Source organism: Paraburkholderia suaedae (assembly GCF_040812055.1).
Lineage (GTDB): Bacteria > Pseudomonadota > Gammaproteobacteria > Burkholderiales > Burkholderiaceae > Paraburkholderia.
In genome coordinates, this window is the sequence record NZ_JBFOAH010000028.1 from 31088 (window position 1) to 46705 (window position 15618).

The following is a 15618-nucleotide window of genomic DNA, read 5'->3' on the forward strand; positions in this document are numbered from 1 at the left end:
GATCGGACTTGGGCCGGTATTCTGGTCGGTTATCTCGCGCCCGCGCGAGGGCCTGCCGACCACCGACGCCCGTGCGGCGCTCGACGGCATGATGCTGCCGTTCGGCGGCGCGAAGGGCGCGATGCTCGCGCTGATCGTCGAGTTGCTGGCCGCGGCGCTGACCGGCGCGAACTTCGGCTACGAAGCGGGCTCGTTCCTGACCGAGGAGGGCGAGCGCTCGCGCATCGGCCATCTGTTCTGGGCGATCGATCCCGGCGCGCTGGCCGGCGAGGACGCCTATCTATCGCGCATTGAAGCGTTGATCGGGATGATGCTGGAGGACGACGACGTCCGTTTGCCGGGTTATCGGCGCGAAAGCCTCGCGCAGACCGCGCGCAACGAGGGCGTCGAGATTGCGGACGCGCTGATCGCGCAGCTTCAGGCACGCGATTGAAGGCACGCGGGACGAAAGCCGGCGGTCGAAACAGCGTCAAACCGAAAGGCAGGTAGAAACTATCGGCACTGCAGATAGTTTCTCTCGGGAATTGCGATTTCTCTTTCGGGGCCAGTGCGAATAGGATGGTCGGTACGGCATCCCGCTTCGGCACCCTCGCAGCAGCGACGGAGATTTCGCATGCAACACAACGCCCGCACGCAGAACGAACGGCTCGACATCAAAACCACCACCTGCTACATGTGCGCCTGCCGCTGCGGCATTCGCGTGCATCTGCGTGACGGCGAGGTGCGCTACATCGACGGCAATCCCGAGCATCCGCTCAACCAGGGCGTGATCTGCGCGAAGGGCGCCTCGGGCATCATGAAGCAGTACTCGCCCGCGCGCCTCACGCAGCCGCTCATGCGCAAGGCCGGCGCGCTACGGGGCAGCGCGGAGTTCGAGCCGGTGTCGTGGGAGGTCGCGTTCGACGTGCTCGAAAAGCGTCTCGGCGCGATCCGCGCCACCGATCCGAAAAAATTCGCGCTCTTCACCGGCCGCGACCAGATGCAGGCGCTGACCGGGCTGTTCGCCAAACAATTCGGCACGCCTAACTATGCTGCGCATGGCGGCTTCTGCTCGGCCAATATGGCGGCCGGCATGATCTACACGATAGGCGGTTCGTTCTGGGAATTCGGCGGCCCGGATCTGGACAGCGCAAAGCTGTTCTTCATGATCGGCACCGCGGAAGACCATCATTCGAATCCGCTGAAAATCGCGATCTCGAAGTTCAAGCGCGCGGGCGGCCGGTTCATCGCAATCAATCCGATCCGCACCGGCTACGCGGCGATCGCCGACGAATGGGTGCCGATCAAGCCCGGCACCGATGGCGCGCTCTTCATGGCGTTCCTGCACGAACTGATCGCTGCCAACGCGTGGGATCACGAGTTCGTGCAGCGCTATACGAACGCTGCGGAACTCGTCGATCTCGACGAGACCAGTGAAAACTTCGGGCTTTTCGTGCGCGACCCGCAGCGGCCGGTCGGCAATCCGCTGTTTCCGCAGAACCATCTGTGGTGGGATGCGCAGGCCGGGCGCGCTGTCCCGCATCACACGAGCGGGGTGACACCCGCACTCGACGGCCGCTACACGCTCGACGACGGCACGCCCGTGACGCCGTCGTTCGCATTGCTGCGCGAACGCGTGGCCGAATGCACGCCCGAGTGGGCCGCCGCTATCACCGGCATCGCGGCGGACACGATTCGCCGTCTCGCCGGCGAAATGATCCAGACGAGCCGCGAGCATCGCATCACGCTGCCGATCCGCTGGACCGACGCATGGGGCGAGACACACGAGACGGTCGCCGGCAACCCGGTTGCGTTTCACGCAATGCGCGGACTCGCTGCGCACTCCAACGGCTTCCAGTCCATCCGCGCGCTCTCCGTGCTGATGTCGTTGCTCGGCACCATCGACCGGCCCGGCGGCTTTCGCCACAAGTCGCCGTTTCCACGCGCGGTGCCGCCGTCGGCCAAACCGCCGAACAGTCCCGACGCCGTCAAGCCCAATACGCCGCTCGCGACCGGTCCGCTCGGCTGGCCCGCCGCGCCCGAGGACCTGTTCATCGACGAACACGGCGGCCCCGTGCGAATCGACAAGGCGTTCTCGTGGGAGTATCCGCTCGCCGTGCATGGCGTGATGCACAGCGTGATCACCAACGCGTGGCGCGGCGACCCGTATCCGATCGACACGCTGATGATCTTCATGGCCAACATGGCGTGGAATTCGTCGATGAATACGATGAAAGTGCGCGAGATGCTGGTCGACAGGCACGCGAACGGCGAATACAAGATTCCGTTCCTGGTGGTGTGCGACGCGTTCCAGTCGGAGATGACGGCGTTCGCGGACCTGATTCTGCCGGACACGACCTACCTCGAACGGCACGATGCGATGTCGATGCTCGATCGGCCCATCTCCGAATTCGACGGGCCGGTGGATTCGGTGCGCGTGCCGGTCGTCCCGCCCACGGGCGAGTGCAAGCCGTTCCAGGAGGTGCTGATCGAACTCGCCTCGCGGCTGAAATTTCCCGCCTTCACCACGGCCGACGGCGCGCGGCGCTTTCGCGACTATCCCGACTTCATCGTCAATCACACCACCGCGCCGGACTCCGGCGTGGGCTTTCTGATCGGCTGGCGCGGCAAGGACGGCGACAAGGCGCTGGTGGGCGAGCCCAATCCGCGGCAATGGGAGCAGTACGCGAAGAACAATTGCGTGTTCCATTACCGGCTGCCCGAAACCTTGCAGTACATGCGCAACTGCAACGGACCCTACCTCGACTGGGCGGTGACCCACGGCTTTCGCAAATTCCGCGAGCCGATCGTGATCCAGCTCTACTCCGACGTGATGCAGAAATTCAGGCTCGCCGCGCAAGGGCGTACGAGCGGCAGGCAGCCGCCGGACCATTTGCGCGAGCGCGTCGAAAAGTATTTCGACCCGTTGCCGTTCTGGTATGCGCCGCTCGAGAGCGAGGCCACCGATCTTGCCCGCTTCCCGCTCGCCGCGGTCACGCAGCGGCCGATGGCGATGTACCACTCGTGGGACTCGCAGAACGCATGGCTGCGGCAGATTCATGGGGAGAACTATCTGTACATGAATCCGCTGATGGCCGCCGAGCAGGGCATCACCGACGGCAGCTGGATTTACGTCGAGTCGCAATGGGGCCGCGTGCGCTGCATGGCCCGCTTCAGCGAGACTGTCGAGCCTGGCACGGTGTGGACATGGAACGCGATCGGCAAGGCGGCGGGCGCGTGGAATCTCGGCCCGGACGCAAATGAAGCGCAGCGTGGCTTCCTGCTCAATCACCTGATTACCGACGAACTGCCGGGCAGCGATCAGGCGGCCTCGCGGCTGTCGAACTCCGATCCGGTGACTGGCCAGGCCGCGTGGTACGACGTGCGGGTGCGCATTTATCCGGCGGAGGCGGATGCGCGGCACACGCTGCCGCAATTCGCAGCGATGCCCGCGTTGCCCGGATCGAACGGCGTGATCTCCCGCATCGTGCAGACCTACTTCGCGGGACGCGGCGAGTTCGCGGCGCGGCTGCGCAGCGCGAACCGGCGCAAGTAGCGAAGCAACTGCGCAGGCAACGGCCGCCGCAGCCGTGCTTGCAACGATGATGGCGGCGGTAGCGTTAGCGGCTGCAAGGAGCTTTTCATGACCCAGATGGCGTTGGTGATCGATCTGAACGTATGCGTGGGGTGTCAGGCGTGCGTGACGAGTTGCAAGGAGTGGAACACGTCGGGCGAATCGGGCAGTCTCGCCGACCTGAATCCCTACGATGCGGACCCGTCGGGCACCTTCTTCAACCGCGTGCAGAGTTTCGAAGCCGGCAGTTTTCCGGATGCCGAGACGATCCATTTTCCCAAATCCTGTCTGCACTGCGAGGACCCGCCGTGCGTGCCGGTCTGTCCGACCGGCGCGAGCTACAAGCGCAAGGAGGATGGACTGGTGCTGGTCGATTTCGACCGCTGCATCGGCTGCAAGTACTGCGCGTGGGCCTGTCCCTACGGCGCGCGCGAGTTGGATGAAGCGCGCAAGGAGATGACCAAGTGCACGCTGTGCGTCGATCGCATCCACGACGAGAATCTCTCCGAGCGCGACCGGCAGCCCGCCTGCGTGCTGGCGTGCCCGACTTCGGCGCGGCTTTTCGGCGATATTCACGACCCGCAGTCGGTGGTGTCGAAAGCGATCGAGGAGCGCGGCGGTTATCAATTGATGCCCGAGTGGAACACCCGCCCCGCGAACCACTATTTGCCGCGGGTGCCCACGGCGGCCACCGGCTGCGGTGGCGATGCGTGTTCTTGCAAAACAGCCGGCTCCCTTGCACCCGACGCAGCCGGTCCGCTCGACGCGACGCACCCCCCAGCTTCGCTCGACGCGCAGCTGGAAAGCGGTAAATTGCATCTCGCGTCGATGGCGACGCGCATCTAGCCGAACCCACAGGACCTCAAGATGAATCCGGCATTTTCCGTAGTGTTCCTCACTACTTTAAGCGGCGCGGCTCAGGGTTTGCTGATCGCGCTCGTCGGCGTGCAGAGCGCGGCGCAACTGGGTTGGTTCGCGCCCCCCTCGGCTGCGTTCTATGTCATCGGCGCGGCGTTGTCGGTGCTGCTCGGCGGACTCGGACTGCTGGCGTCGTTCTTCCATCTCGGTCATCCCGAGCGGGCCTGGCGCGCGATAGCAATGTGGCGAACTTCCTGGTTGTCGCGCGAATGTCTGTGCCTGCCGGCGTTTCTCGCCTGCGCGTTTTGCTACGGCGTCGCGCACTGGTTCGACTCGCCGTGGTCGCTCGCAATCGGCTGGCTCGGCGTGCTGGCGAGCGCGGCGCTGTTCGTCTGCACCGCGATGATCTACGCGTGCCTGCGCTTCCTGCAGGAATGGGCGACGCCGCTCACGCTGGTCAACTTCGTGCTGCTCGGCTGTGCGTCGGGCTTCACGCTGGCCACGGCACTGAGTGCGTGGTGCGCGCCCGCGTTGACCGTGGGGCTTGCCATTAGCGCTTGTGTGCTCACGCTCGCGGGCTGCGCCAGCCGCTCGGCGTCGCTGGTGCGCAATGCGCGCCTTCGGCCGAAGTCGACGGTGCAGAGCGCGACCGGCATCCACAATCCGAAGCTCGTCCAGGTGTCGCGCGGCTTCACCGCCGGCGCGTTCAATCTGCGCGAGTTTTTTCACGGCCAATCGGCAGGCACGCTGCGCGGCATCAAATGGGGCTTCCTCGTGGCGGCATTCGTCGTGCCGGTCGCATTGATGGCGCTCGGCGCGAACCTGCATTCGATCGGCGTCTCGCTCGGGTTGCTGGCCGCTGCGTGTCTGGTGCAGTACGCGGGGCTCGTCGCGGAACGCTGGTTTTTCTTCGCCGAAGCGAAGCACCCGCAGAACCTCTATTACGCGAGAGTCGGCTGACGCGCGGCCTCGCGTGGCCGCGCGTGTGTCGCGCACGATCAGCTCGTTGGGCAGGCGCTCGTGCGGCGGCGGTTCTCTGCCGGCCAGTCAGTTGAGGACCGCGCGCGCGGCGCGCTCGCTCGATTCATAGGTCGGCAGGGTCATCCGCACGCGCCGACTTCCCCACACGCGGTGCAGAAATCGCACCCGTCCTTGCGAATCACCGCATTCGCGCCACACGACCCGCACTTGCGCCCGAGCATCGTGAACAGTCCGTGCGTGCTGCCGGACGGCGCCAACCCGGCGTCGGCATCATTGTCGGCGTCGGCGGGATGCGCACGGATGCCGAAGTCCGCCGACAACGCCGACTCGGGCTTCATCTGCCCGCGCGGCAAACGCGCCAGGATGCGCGATGGCACCTGATTGCCTTCGGCGTCCAGAAAGCCGCGCCGATGCAGAATCTGCTGGATCGCAAACGCGAGCGCGGCCACTTCCGAATCGTGCCAGCGCGGCGCGCGATGCCCGTCCAGACGTTGCACGTCGCCTAGCCGCACCTGGCCGCGGTCCCACGACACCTTGCGCATGTCCTGCAAATTGCGCGCGACAAACCCGCCGCGCGCGGCGAGCGACAGCGAGCGCATCGTCGCCGTGATCCATTGCTGAGATTCGTCGCGCTGGCCGGTCGGGATGAAGAATTCGATAGGCCGCTCGATGGTCACGTCTTCGCCGCCCAGGCGCCCGGTCACCTCGATGAACGATACCGCCACGTAGAGCGACTTCTTGCCGGCCTGCGTCAGATATTCGACCTTCTCGATGATCGCCGGCAATTCGCCTTTGGGCCGATGGTCGATCGCAATTCGCAGCGGATCGAGATCGCTCTCGGCGAGCGTGTCGTCCGCTTGCGGCGGACTCACGCTGAGCACCGCGCCGAGCGTCTCGTTCGGCCGGTACGTCGCGAGTCCCTTGAGGCCGCTTTTCCATGCGTCGAAATAGAGGCTCTCGAACGCTTCGAACGGATAGTCCGCCGGCACGTTCACGGTCTTCGAGATCGACGTGTCCACGTAAGGCTGCACCGCGGCCATCATGTCGAGGTGGTCGCGCGCCGACATCTGCAGCGCGCTGACGAAATAGTCCGGCAGCTTAGCGACATCGCCGCCCAACTCACGATAGAGCCGGTACGCGTAGTCCTCCACATCGAACGATTCGCGCCCGCCGTCGGCCATCACCTTCATGCGCTTATAAGTCCACGAGAACGGCGGCTCGATGCCGTTGGACGCGTTGTCCGCGAACGCGAGGCTTACGGTGCCGGTCGGCGCGATCGACAGAAGATGGCTGTTGCGGATGCCGTCGCGGCGGATCGCCTGCTTGATGTCCTCGGGCAGGCGCGACGCGAAGGTGCAGGGCTCCAGATAGCGCTCGGCGTCGAACAGCGCAAACGCGCCACGCTCTTTCGCCAGTTCGACCGACGCGCGATACGCCTCGTCGCGCATCAGCTGCGCGATGCGCACGGCGAAGAAGCGGCCTTCCTGCGAGTCGTAGCGCAAACCGAGCATCACGAGCGTATCGCCGAGTCCGGTGAAGCCGACGCCAATGCGCCGCTTCGCGCGCGACTCCTCGTATTGCTGCGGCAGCGGCCACAGCGTCACGTCGAGCACGTTGTCGAGAAAGCGCACCTGCGTGCGGGTGCGCCGCGCGAGGCCGTCCCAGTCGAACGAGGGCTGGCGGCCGTGCAGCTGTGCGAACGGATCGATCACGAAGCGCGTCAGGTTCAACGGCCCGAGATTGCAGCAGCCATAGGCGGGCAGCGGTTGTTCGCCGCATGGGTTGGTCGCGCGAATGGTTTCGACGGCGCGCAGGTTGTTGTCCTCGTTCATCCGCGAGATGAAGACGATGCCGGGTTCCGCGACGTCGTACGTGGAGCGCATGATGCGGTTCCAGATCTCGCGGGCGGGGCGCTCGCTGTACACCCACAGGCCGTCCTCGCGTTGCCGGACGTCGCCGGCCGCGCGCAGCGCCGGCGACGGCTCCGCGTGATGCACCAGTTGCCAGGGCTCGTCCTGTTCCACCGCGCGCATGAATGCGTCGGTCACGCCGACCGACACGTTGAAGTTGTTCCAGCGGCCCTTCGAATGCTTTGCCTCGATGAATTCGGGCAGGTCGGGATGATCGCAGTCGAGCACGGCCATCTGCGCGCCACGCCGCGAGCCGGCGCTTTCGACGGTGCGGCACGACGCGTCGAACACGTCCATATAGCTGCACGGCCCGGACGCCGACGAGCTGGTGGTGTGCACCCGCGCGCCCTTGGGCCGGATCGCCGAGAAGTTGTAGCCGACGCCGCCGCCGCGGCGCATGGTTTCGGCCGCCTGCAGCAGTGCGACGTAGATGCCGGGCAAGCCCTGTTCGTCGACGCCCTGGATCGCGTCGCCGACCGGTTGCACGAAGCAGTTGATCAGCGTGGCCGCGATTCCCGTGCCCGCCGCGCTCATGATGCGCCCGGCGCCGAGCGCGCCGTGCCGCAGATTGTCGACGAACAGTGCTTGCACCGCTTCGCGCAGCTCCGGCGGCTCCGCCTCCGCGACGCCGCGCGCGACGCGCTGGAAGACGTCGTCGGCCGATTGCTCGGTGCCCTTCGCGTATTTTTCGAGCAGGACGTCGACGGAAAACTGCTGGGGTGCGACGGGAACGGCGGGAACGGTGGGGCCAGCGGCAGGCGCCGGTGCCGGGCGAGTTTGCGCCGTGTCTTCTGCCATGGTGAGCCCTCTAGCGGCGCAGCAAGTGAATGCGGCGCGGTGATGGAAATGCGCAGCGCCATACCGTCGCCGAGCGGGCGGCTGACTTCACGCGGAATCAGGTCCACCTTAGCGCACGTGGGGCGGGGCTGCAATCGGAGGGCAACGGGGCGCGCAGCGCAACGCGGCCCGGACGGCCGGGTGCGTTTCGTGCGGGCATGGTTTGCCGGGCAGATGGGTCGCGCAGGTGACGCGCATCGCCGGTAACGCCCGCCCGAGGCGAGGGCGGGAAATTCGACGCGGGATCGAATCAGGACACAGCGTGTTGGGAGTGGGGTCGCAGCATGGCGGATGCTTGGCGCAGCGTGGCAAAACCGGCAGGCATGCCGAAAGGCAAGCTCAGGCGGCTTCTGCGAGCGCCCCTAGAATTTCCGCGCAGATCATCGCGGACGCATTCGATGGCGCCGGCCGTTCGGCCGGCTTGAACACTGCGTCGCCGCGGCGGATCTTGCGGCGCGACACCGCGCAGGTGCCCGACGTATGCGCCGATCTGCGCCGCCAGCGCTGCTCGCCGTAATGACAGCGCCCCGGCTCGACCCAGCGGATGACTAGCGTCGTCTCGGAGCGCTCGAGAATTTCGATGCGTACGCCATTGGCACCGTCAAGGGGGATGGACTCCAGGGTCATCATCGTCGGCTCCGTTTCGTAGAGTGCCGAATGTAGTCCTGCGGGCGCCGGATAGCCATTGTGCCCCCGTTGAAACAGTGTTCTGCAAACAGCAACAATGCCGATCGAACCCCACGATCGGCCGAAATGACCGGCGTTGCCGGCTGTTATTATGTGAACTTTTAATAGCGTCCGTTTTTGCAACGCTGTGTTGTCCTCAGTGCGACAAGCGCCGTGTAGAAGGGCCGCGCCACGCTTCCTTTAAGATGTAGCAGTTCCCGACCGTGCGTAAGAGTCTATCGAGTTTGCCGTTTTCGGGTCGGCTCGCGCGCACCTCTTCAAAAAGATCACCGACCAACATGATTTCGCTCCCGCCTGAACCGTCCGCCGAACGCACCGGCACCCGCGATGGCCTCTTGAAGCAACGGGCGGCCTCGCTAGTGCTGTATATAGGCCTCGTGCTGCTGGCGCTGTGGGTCCTGCGCGATTTCCTGGCGGTGGTCGCCTGGGCCGGCGTGATCGCGATCGCGCTGTGGCCGCTGTTGCGCAAGCTCGAGGGTCACCGCTGGTTGAGGGGCCGCACGACACTGGTCGCCGCCCTGCTGACATTGGCGGTTGCGGTTCTGGTGCTGCTGCCGATTGGGATAGGCATTGTCCAGGCGCTGCGCGAAGCGCACGACCTCAACGAGTGGTTCAAGCAGTTGCTCGAAACCGGTATTGCGATGCCGCATTTCATCGAGCGGCTGCCCTTCGGCGCAACGCAGATTTCGGCTTGGTGGCAGGCCAACCTCGCGCAGCCGCTGCGCGATTCGGCGGCCATGAAGGGGCTGCACGGCAATGCGGCGATGACGCTCGGCCGCCGCTTCGGCGCGCGTGCGCTGCATGCCGCAACCGAATTCCTGTTCATGCTGGTCACGCTGTTCATCATCTTCCAGGCTGGGCCGCGGCTGTCGGGTTCGCTCGTCAGGGCCGCGCGGCGCGGTTTCGGCGACGACGGCGCCGCTCTGATTCAACGCATGGTCGCGGCGGTGCGCGGCACGGTGTCGGGGCTCGTGGTGGTCGGGCTCGGCGAGGGGGCGCTGCTGGGCATTGCCTACTTCGTGACCGGCTTGCCGCATGTCGCGCTACTCGGCTTTGTCACCGCGATTGCCGCAATGCTGCCGTTTTGCGCGCCGATCGTGTTCGGCCTTGCCGCGTTATGGTTGCTCGTCCAAGGCTCCGTTGCAGGGGCGGTTGGGCTCGCCGTGTTCGGCTCGGTGGTGGTGTTCGTCGCCGAGCACTTCGTGCGGCCCGTTCTGATCGGCAACTCGACGCGACTGCCGTTCCTGCTCGTGCTGTTCGGCATTCTCGGCGGGGCGGAGACGTTCGGGCTGCTGGGCATCTTCGTCGGCCCCGCGCTGATGACGGTGCTGATGGTCTTGTGGACCGATCTCGTGCGTTAGGCGCACGGTTTTTCATTCATGCGCATGTGACGCGCTGGCTGTGCGCATCGCGAATGCGGGGGGCGCATGATGGGCTTGCGTGTCGTTACGGCCGCTGAGTCGAAGGATGTTCCACTGCGGGCGGCTTCACGCAGCTGAGCGTGTACTTCAAGGCGGTGGGCAGCAGCGCGCTCCAGACATCCCAGTTGTGGCCGCCCTCGACGATGCGCAGTGCCGCCGGGTTGCCGGCCAGCCGAAGATGCGTGTACAGCTTCGAGGCGTCCGCCTGGATCGACAGGTCGTCATCGCCCGACGCGATGAACATCGGCAGGCGGTACGGCCGGCTCATGTAATGATCCCACTGCGCCGGATAGTTCAGTTCGTGCCAGACTTGCGGATCGAACTGCCGGTCGCCGAACACCCCGACATGCCGTGCGGCCGACGCACGCGGCGGCTCGTTTGCGTAGATGGCCGGGCTGAGCAGCAGCGCGCCGCAGAAGAGCTCCGGTCGTGTGAGCGCGTAACGCAGGGCGCCGAAGCCGCCCATCGACACGCCGCCAATCATCCTGGCGCCGCGCTGCGTCGACACCGCGTAGTGCGCTTCGATCTCGGGCAGCAGATCGTCGAAGAACGCGGTTTCCATGCGCTCCTTGCGATCGACGTACCAGTCCGTGCCGCCTTGCGGCATCACGATGGCCACGGGCGGAATATCCTTGCGCTCGATCAGCGCGTCCGCGGTGTTTTGCAGATGGCCCTGAGTGAGCCAGTCGTTGGCGTTGCCGTTGTTGCCGTGCAGAAGGTAAAGCACGGGAAGCCGGGCGCCGTCCTGGCGATAACCGGTCGGCAGATAAATCACGTAGTTCCAGTCGCGTGCGAGCGCGTCCGAATGGAAGCTGCGGCTGATGACCGTGCCGGCGAAAGCCTGTGCGCTGGCGGCGGCTAGCAGCACGAGTGCGGAATGTATAAATGGACGCATATCACGGTATGAGGCTCAGGCGTAGCCAGGGCGCGCTCGTTATGCTATCAGCCCAGGTGTCGAAGTTTGGACGAATTGGCTCGCGAGGCAGAGGCCCGCTGGCGTGACGAGCGGCGGGTGCCGCTCGTCACATGCGGCTCCATGCGGCTCCATGCGGCTCCATGCGGCTCCATGCGGCTCCATGCGGCTCCATGCACATCCACGTGGCTCCATGCGGCTCAAATGCGGCTCACGGCGAAGTCCCAAGCCGCGCGCCGACGACGCGCCCGGCCAAGCGCCTGAGCGGCTGCGCGCCCACCGCGACCACCAACAGCGCGCCTACCGCGATTGCGTCGGCGAGCAGCCCTAGCGGGTAGTCCAGATACCCGTCGGTAGCGGCATACAACACGGAGTCGACCACCAGCGAAATCACGGCGCCCGCGATGAAGCACAGCAAGCCTTTACGCCCGATCACCCCGATCCACGGCAGCCATTGCGCGAGCTTCTTCGCCCAGCCCAGCTGGATCAGATTGGCGGCCAGCCACGCGATGCAAAGAAAGTTGACCGCACGCAGGTAGGACAGATTCTGCTTCATGCTGTTCTCGAGCGGCGCTTGTTCGACAACCAGCTTGTAATAGGCCGCGGCGACCACCACCGCGAACGCGAGCACGCTCACGGTCCAGCCGAGCCGCTGCGCGCTGACACGCTGATAGACCGGCTGGCAGCGCGCGAGTACGCCGAATACGAACATCAACTGCCACGCGAACGGATTGAAATCCCAGTGCATGTCGGGCGCGGCGGGCAGGTAGGCGTCAATGATAGGTGCACCCGCCCACAACGCGACGCTGCCGGCCAGCAGCAGCCACGGCTTGCTGCGCGCGAGCGGCAGGATCACCGGCGTAAGCAGCGCGAAAAAAGCGTACATCGGCAGCACGGAGGCCAGATAGGGCTGGCGGCGCAACAGTAGAATGTCGCGCAGCGCGGCCACCGGTGCGCTCGTCAGATCGTCGAGATCGGTGGTCGCGAGATTCGGCCCGTCGATGCTGAACGCGCTCAGCACCGCACTGACCAGCAACATGAGTCCGGCCGTGACCAGAAATGCCCGATAGATTTCCAGCGAGCGCCGCAGGAAGCGGCTGCGCGCGGCGGTCTCGTTGCGCCGCTCGGCGAGCGCCGCATAGGCCGTCGCGGTGGCGAAGCCGCCGAGGAACACGAAGACTTCGGCGGCATCGCACAACGCATAGGCGTGCAGCGTGACGCGCGACAGAATGCTGCCGCCGATATGGTCGACGACGATCACCAGCAGGACGAGTCCACGGAAAAAGTCCAGCTCGATCAGACGGGAAGACGATGCTTGCATTGCTTGCGCCAAAAGAAGCCCCGTGCGACGGCGCGCTGATGCAGCGCGGCAGGCGTCTCACAAGGATATTGAAATTGGAATGGGGTGCTGCGGCGGGTATGGGCCCATTTGGGGCCCATTCGGCCGTACGGCCGATTTGCCGTGGTCGACCGGCCTAGCCGGGTGCCGTGTCTGATGGCAGTAAAAAGACCCTTGCGAAGGCGCGGAGTTCCGGTGCGCCGCCGCAAAAGCCGCCGATTAAATTTCTTTCTGTGACAGAGCGACGGCGCGACGGCGCAGGGCGCACGGGTTATTCATGCAGCGCCGGATTCGAGTCCCGACCGACGACACCGCTTACCCTAACGCGCGTCTGCAAAAAAGAGGCATTTGCGCGAAGTGGAGATTTCGCAACGTTTTAAACGATCGACACGTCCCCCAATGGACGGCCAACGAATGGCGTGTGAGGATTTCCTGCAAGCGCGGTGGAATCCGAAGCGTGCCGGGTAGCGCCGGGTAGCGCCGGAAAAGAGCAGAGAAGGGAAGCAGCACAAAGAAGTCAACACGAAAGCGGCTGGATCGAGTTGTCCACTACTCGAGTGCAGGGAGATCATCATGAACAAGCAAGTGTTCGCGCTGGCTGTCTCCACCGCCGTGTCTGCCGCTTTTGCCACACCCGTCGACGCGCAGACGAGCGTCACGCTGTATGGCGTGATCGACGAAGGGATCAACTACACGAACAACGTCGGCCGCGGCCATGTGTACGAACTGGCGAGCGGCTTTGCGCAAGGCAGTCGCTGGGGCCTCAGAGGCGATGAGGAACTCGGCGGCGGGTTGAAAGCGATCTTCCAGCTCGAGAACGGTTTCGACGTCAATTCGGGGCGGCTCGGGCAGGGTGGCCGGATATTCGGCCGGCAGGCGTTCGTCGGCCTGAGCTCGGCGCCCTACGGCACGCTGACATTCGGCCGCCAATACGATTCGGTGGTCGACTATCTGGCGCAAACTACGGCCAACGGCAACTGGGCCGGCACGCTCTTTTCACACCCGCTCGATAACGACAACACCAACAACACGTTCCGCCTCGACAACACGGTCAAGTACAGCAGCCCATCCATCTCCGGCTTCAGGTTCGGCGGCACCTATAGTTTCAGCAACGAAACCGGCTTCGCGAACAATCGCGCCTACAGCATCGGCGGCCAGTATGTGTATGGCGGTCTGCTGGTGGCCGCCGCCTATCTGCAGGCCGACAATCCCGGCAACGGCCCGAACGGAGCGATCCCCGCCAACGACGCGAACTTCATCGCGGCGCGCATGCGTGTGTTCGGCGGCGGCATCACCTACAGCTTCGGCTCGGCGACGGCGGGCTTTGTCTACAGCAACTCGAACTATCTGAACCCGACCGGCAACGGCTATCTCGGCATCACGCCGCTGGTGCCGCCGGGTGTGCTGCTGAACTCGCTCAAGTATCAGAACTTCGAGGTGAACGGCAAATACCAGATTTCTCCGGCGCTGTTCGTCGGCGCGCAGTACGTGTACACGATGGAGACCTACGACGCGTCGAGCGGCGGCGTGAAACCTCGCATCCACTCGTTCGGGCTGATGGCGGACTACAACCTGTCCAAGCGCACCGACGTCTATATCCAGGGCGAATATCAGCAGGTGACCGGCGATCTGACTTTTTCCAGTCTCGATTACGCGTTCATCCCCGGCACCCAGGCGCCGTCGTCGACCAACCGGCAGGTCGTGGTGCGCGCGGCGATCCGACATAAGTTCTAAGTGCTGCCCAGCGGCGGTGAATCGCCGCGATCCGTCGGGGCACGCGATCGCGGCTCGACCCATGGCACCGCTTTCTTCCCGCTCCCGCGAGGCGCAGAATGCTGTTCGGGGGCGGCTCGTCCCGCGCCTGCGACACAATCCAACGACCTTGGGAATGCACTCCAATGAAGCAACGTCAACTGGGCCGCGAGGGCCCCCGAGTTTCCGCGATCGGCCTCGGCTGCATGGGTATGTCCGATGTCTACGGACCCGCCGACCGCGACGAAAGCATTGCCACGATTCACATGGCGCTCCACGCCGGTATCACGTTGCTCGACACCGGCGACTTCTATGGGATGGGCCACAACGAAATGCTGATCCGCGACGCGCTACAAGGGCGCCAGCGCGAGAACGTGGTGATCAGCGTGAAATTCGGCGCGCTGCGCGATCCGGCGGGCGGCTGGAGCGGCCTGGATGCGCGGCCGGTGGCATTGCGCAATTTCCTTGCTTATACGCTGCGGCGGCTTGGCACTGATTACATCGATATTTACCGGCCCGCGCGGCTCGATCCGGCGGTGCCGATCGAAGAGACGGTCGGTGCGATCGCCGATCTCGTGAAGGCCGGCTATGTGCGGCAGATCGGGCTCTCGGAAGTGGGCGTTCAGACGCTGCGCCGCGCGCACGCAGTCGCGCCGATCGCCGATCTGCAGATCGAATACTCGCTGATGTCGCGCGGCATCGAAGCCGCGATCTTGCCGGTATGCCGGGAACTCGGTATTGGCGTGACGGCTTACGGCGTGCTGTCGCGAGGCTTGCTGAGCGGCACGTGGTCAAAAGAGCGTGGTGCGCAGAAAGATTTCCGCAGCGGCAGCCCACGGTTCCAGGGCGAGAATCTGGAACGCAACCTCGCGCTCGTCGACACGCTGCGTTCGATTGCCGAGGCGCGTGGCACCAATCCGGCGCAATTGGCGATTGCGTGGGCGTTCTCGCGCGGCGAGGACATCGTGCCGCTGATCGGTGCGCGTCGGCGCGCGCAGTTGACCGATGCGCTGGCCGCTGCCGAACTCTCGTTGAGTGACGAGGAACTTGCGCGTATCGAAGCGGCGATTCCGCCGGATGCCGTGGCCGGCGACCGTTACAACGAAGCGCAGATGGCGCATCTGGACAGCGAGCGCGACGCACATTGAGCGAGCGGTGGTGTGGGCGGTTGAATGCATGCACGCGCAGGGGTGGGACATGCGACGCTGCTCATCGTGCTGACGGAATTTGCGCACCGAACTCGCGCGCGATGGCTCGATCAAACGGTATCGCGCTTTCGCCGCCCGGCGTTGCGCGTCGGGTCGACCGTAGGGGATTGACGCAGGTAGCCGGCGTTGGTCGGCCACTCAAGTCAGCGGCGAAAGCAC

General features: G+C 65.1%; 10 protein-coding genes and 1 pseudogene. 7 read left to right on the plus strand and 4 right to left on the minus strand.

Features of this window, described 5'->3' with window-relative positions:
• Positions 1 to 43 precede the first annotated feature (43 nt).
• From ABQJ48_RS29695 to ABQJ48_RS29710, 4 genes and pseudogenes are all read left to right on the plus strand, one after another.
• Positions 44 to 433 (plus strand): annotated as a pseudogene (locus ABQJ48_RS29695) (Ldh family oxidoreductase); the annotation flags it as partial.
• Between the two features lie 180 nt (positions 434 to 613).
• The gene (locus ABQJ48_RS29700) at positions 614 to 3535 is read left to right on the plus strand and encodes a molybdopterin-dependent oxidoreductase (RefSeq protein WP_367841529.1); all 2922 of its coding nucleotides are present in this window, start codon (positions 614 to 616) and stop codon (positions 3533 to 3535) included.
• A gap of 87 nt (positions 3536 to 3622) precedes the next feature.
• Positions 3623 to 4399 (plus strand): 4Fe-4S dicluster domain-containing protein, encoded by a 777-nt coding sequence (locus ABQJ48_RS29705; protein ID WP_367841530.1) that lies wholly within the window; start codon positions 3623 to 3625, stop codon positions 4397 to 4399.
• A gap of 21 nt (positions 4400 to 4420) precedes the next feature.
• Complete coding sequence (locus ABQJ48_RS29710; RefSeq protein WP_367841531.1) at positions 4421 to 5371, plus strand: dimethyl sulfoxide reductase anchor subunit family protein; 951 nt, start codon at positions 4421 to 4423, stop codon at positions 5369 to 5371.
• A 140-nt stretch (positions 5372 to 5511) separates the two neighbouring features.
• Here the strand turns inward: ABQJ48_RS29710 and ABQJ48_RS29715 are convergent, their stop codons facing one another.
• Positions 5512 to 8100: an adenosylcobalamin-dependent ribonucleoside-diphosphate reductase gene (locus tag ABQJ48_RS29715; RefSeq protein ID WP_367841532.1), complete on the minus strand. Its 2589-nt coding sequence runs from the start codon at positions 8098 to 8100 to the stop codon at positions 5512 to 5514.
• Positions 8101 to 8478: 378 nt separating this feature from the next.
• Positions 8479 to 8766: a DUF3331 domain-containing protein gene (locus ABQJ48_RS29720; protein WP_367841597.1), complete on the minus strand. Its 288-nt coding sequence runs from the start codon at positions 8764 to 8766 to the stop codon at positions 8479 to 8481.
• 338 nt (positions 8767 to 9104) lie between these two features.
• Between ABQJ48_RS29720 and ABQJ48_RS29725 the strand changes: the two genes are divergently transcribed.
• Entirely contained in the window at positions 9105 to 10187 is a 1083-nt protein-coding gene (locus ABQJ48_RS29725) for an AI-2E family transporter (RefSeq protein WP_367841533.1), read from the plus strand.
• Between the two features lie 85 nt (positions 10188 to 10272).
• On the opposite strand, the gene ABQJ48_RS29730 is transcribed toward ABQJ48_RS29725, so the two are convergent.
• Together ABQJ48_RS29730 and ABQJ48_RS29735 are read right to left on the minus strand one after the other, a co-directional pair.
• Positions 10273 to 11142: an alpha/beta hydrolase gene (locus ABQJ48_RS29730; protein ID WP_367841534.1), complete on the minus strand. Its 870-nt coding sequence runs from the start codon at positions 11140 to 11142 to the stop codon at positions 10273 to 10275.
• A gap of 229 nt (positions 11143 to 11371) precedes the next feature.
• Entirely contained in the window at positions 11372 to 12481 is a 1110-nt protein-coding gene (locus tag ABQJ48_RS29735) for an OpgC domain-containing protein (protein WP_367841535.1), read from the minus strand.
• A 591-nt stretch (positions 12482 to 13072) separates the two neighbouring features.
• Between ABQJ48_RS29735 and ABQJ48_RS29740 the strand changes: the two genes are divergently transcribed.
• Both ABQJ48_RS29740 and ABQJ48_RS29745 read left to right on the plus strand, forming a co-directional pair.
• Positions 13073 to 14233, plus strand: coding sequence for a porin (locus ABQJ48_RS29740; protein WP_367841536.1), 1161 nt, complete (start codon positions 13073 to 13075; stop codon positions 14231 to 14233).
• Positions 14234 to 14397: 164 nt separating this feature from the next.
• On the plus strand, positions 14398 to 15399 hold the full coding sequence (locus ABQJ48_RS29745; RefSeq protein WP_367841537.1) for an aldo/keto reductase: 1002 nt from the start codon (positions 14398 to 14400) through the stop codon (positions 15397 to 15399).
• The last annotated feature ends 219 nt before the right edge of the window (positions 15400 to 15618 follow it).

What these genes read in the sequence shown, in the direction of transcription:
- ABQJ48_RS29730 (WP_367841534.1), bottom strand. Translation starts at nt 11,142, where the DNA reads ATGCGTCCATTTATACATTCCGCACTCGTGCTGCTAGCCGCCGCCAGC.
- ABQJ48_RS29740 (WP_367841536.1), top strand. Translation starts at nt 13,073, where the DNA reads ATGAACAAGCAAGTGTTCGCGCTGGCTGTCTCCACCGCCGTGTCTGCC.
- ABQJ48_RS29710 (WP_367841531.1), top strand. Translation starts at nt 4,421, where the DNA reads ATGAATCCGGCATTTTCCGTAGTGTTCCTCACTACTTTAAGCGGCGCG.
- ABQJ48_RS29720 (WP_367841597.1), bottom strand. Translation starts at nt 8,766, where the DNA reads ATGACCCTGGAGTCCATCCCCCTTGACGGTGCCAATGGCGTACGCATC.
- ABQJ48_RS29735 (WP_367841535.1), bottom strand. Translation starts at nt 12,481, where the DNA reads ATGCAAGCATCGTCTTCCCGTCTGATCGAGCTGGACTTTTTCCGTGGA.
- ABQJ48_RS29745 (WP_367841537.1), top strand. Translation starts at nt 14,398, where the DNA reads ATGAAGCAACGTCAACTGGGCCGCGAGGGCCCCCGAGTTTCCGCGATC.
- ABQJ48_RS29725 (WP_367841533.1), top strand. Translation starts at nt 9,105, where the DNA reads ATGATTTCGCTCCCGCCTGAACCGTCCGCCGAACGCACCGGCACCCGC.
- ABQJ48_RS29715 (WP_367841532.1), bottom strand. Translation starts at nt 8,100, where the DNA reads ATGGCAGAAGACACGGCGCAAACTCGCCCGGCACCGGCGCCTGCCGCT.
- ABQJ48_RS29705 (WP_367841530.1), top strand. Translation starts at nt 3,623, where the DNA reads ATGACCCAGATGGCGTTGGTGATCGATCTGAACGTATGCGTGGGGTGT.
- ABQJ48_RS29700 (WP_367841529.1), top strand. Translation starts at nt 614, where the DNA reads ATGCAACACAACGCCCGCACGCAGAACGAACGGCTCGACATCAAAACC.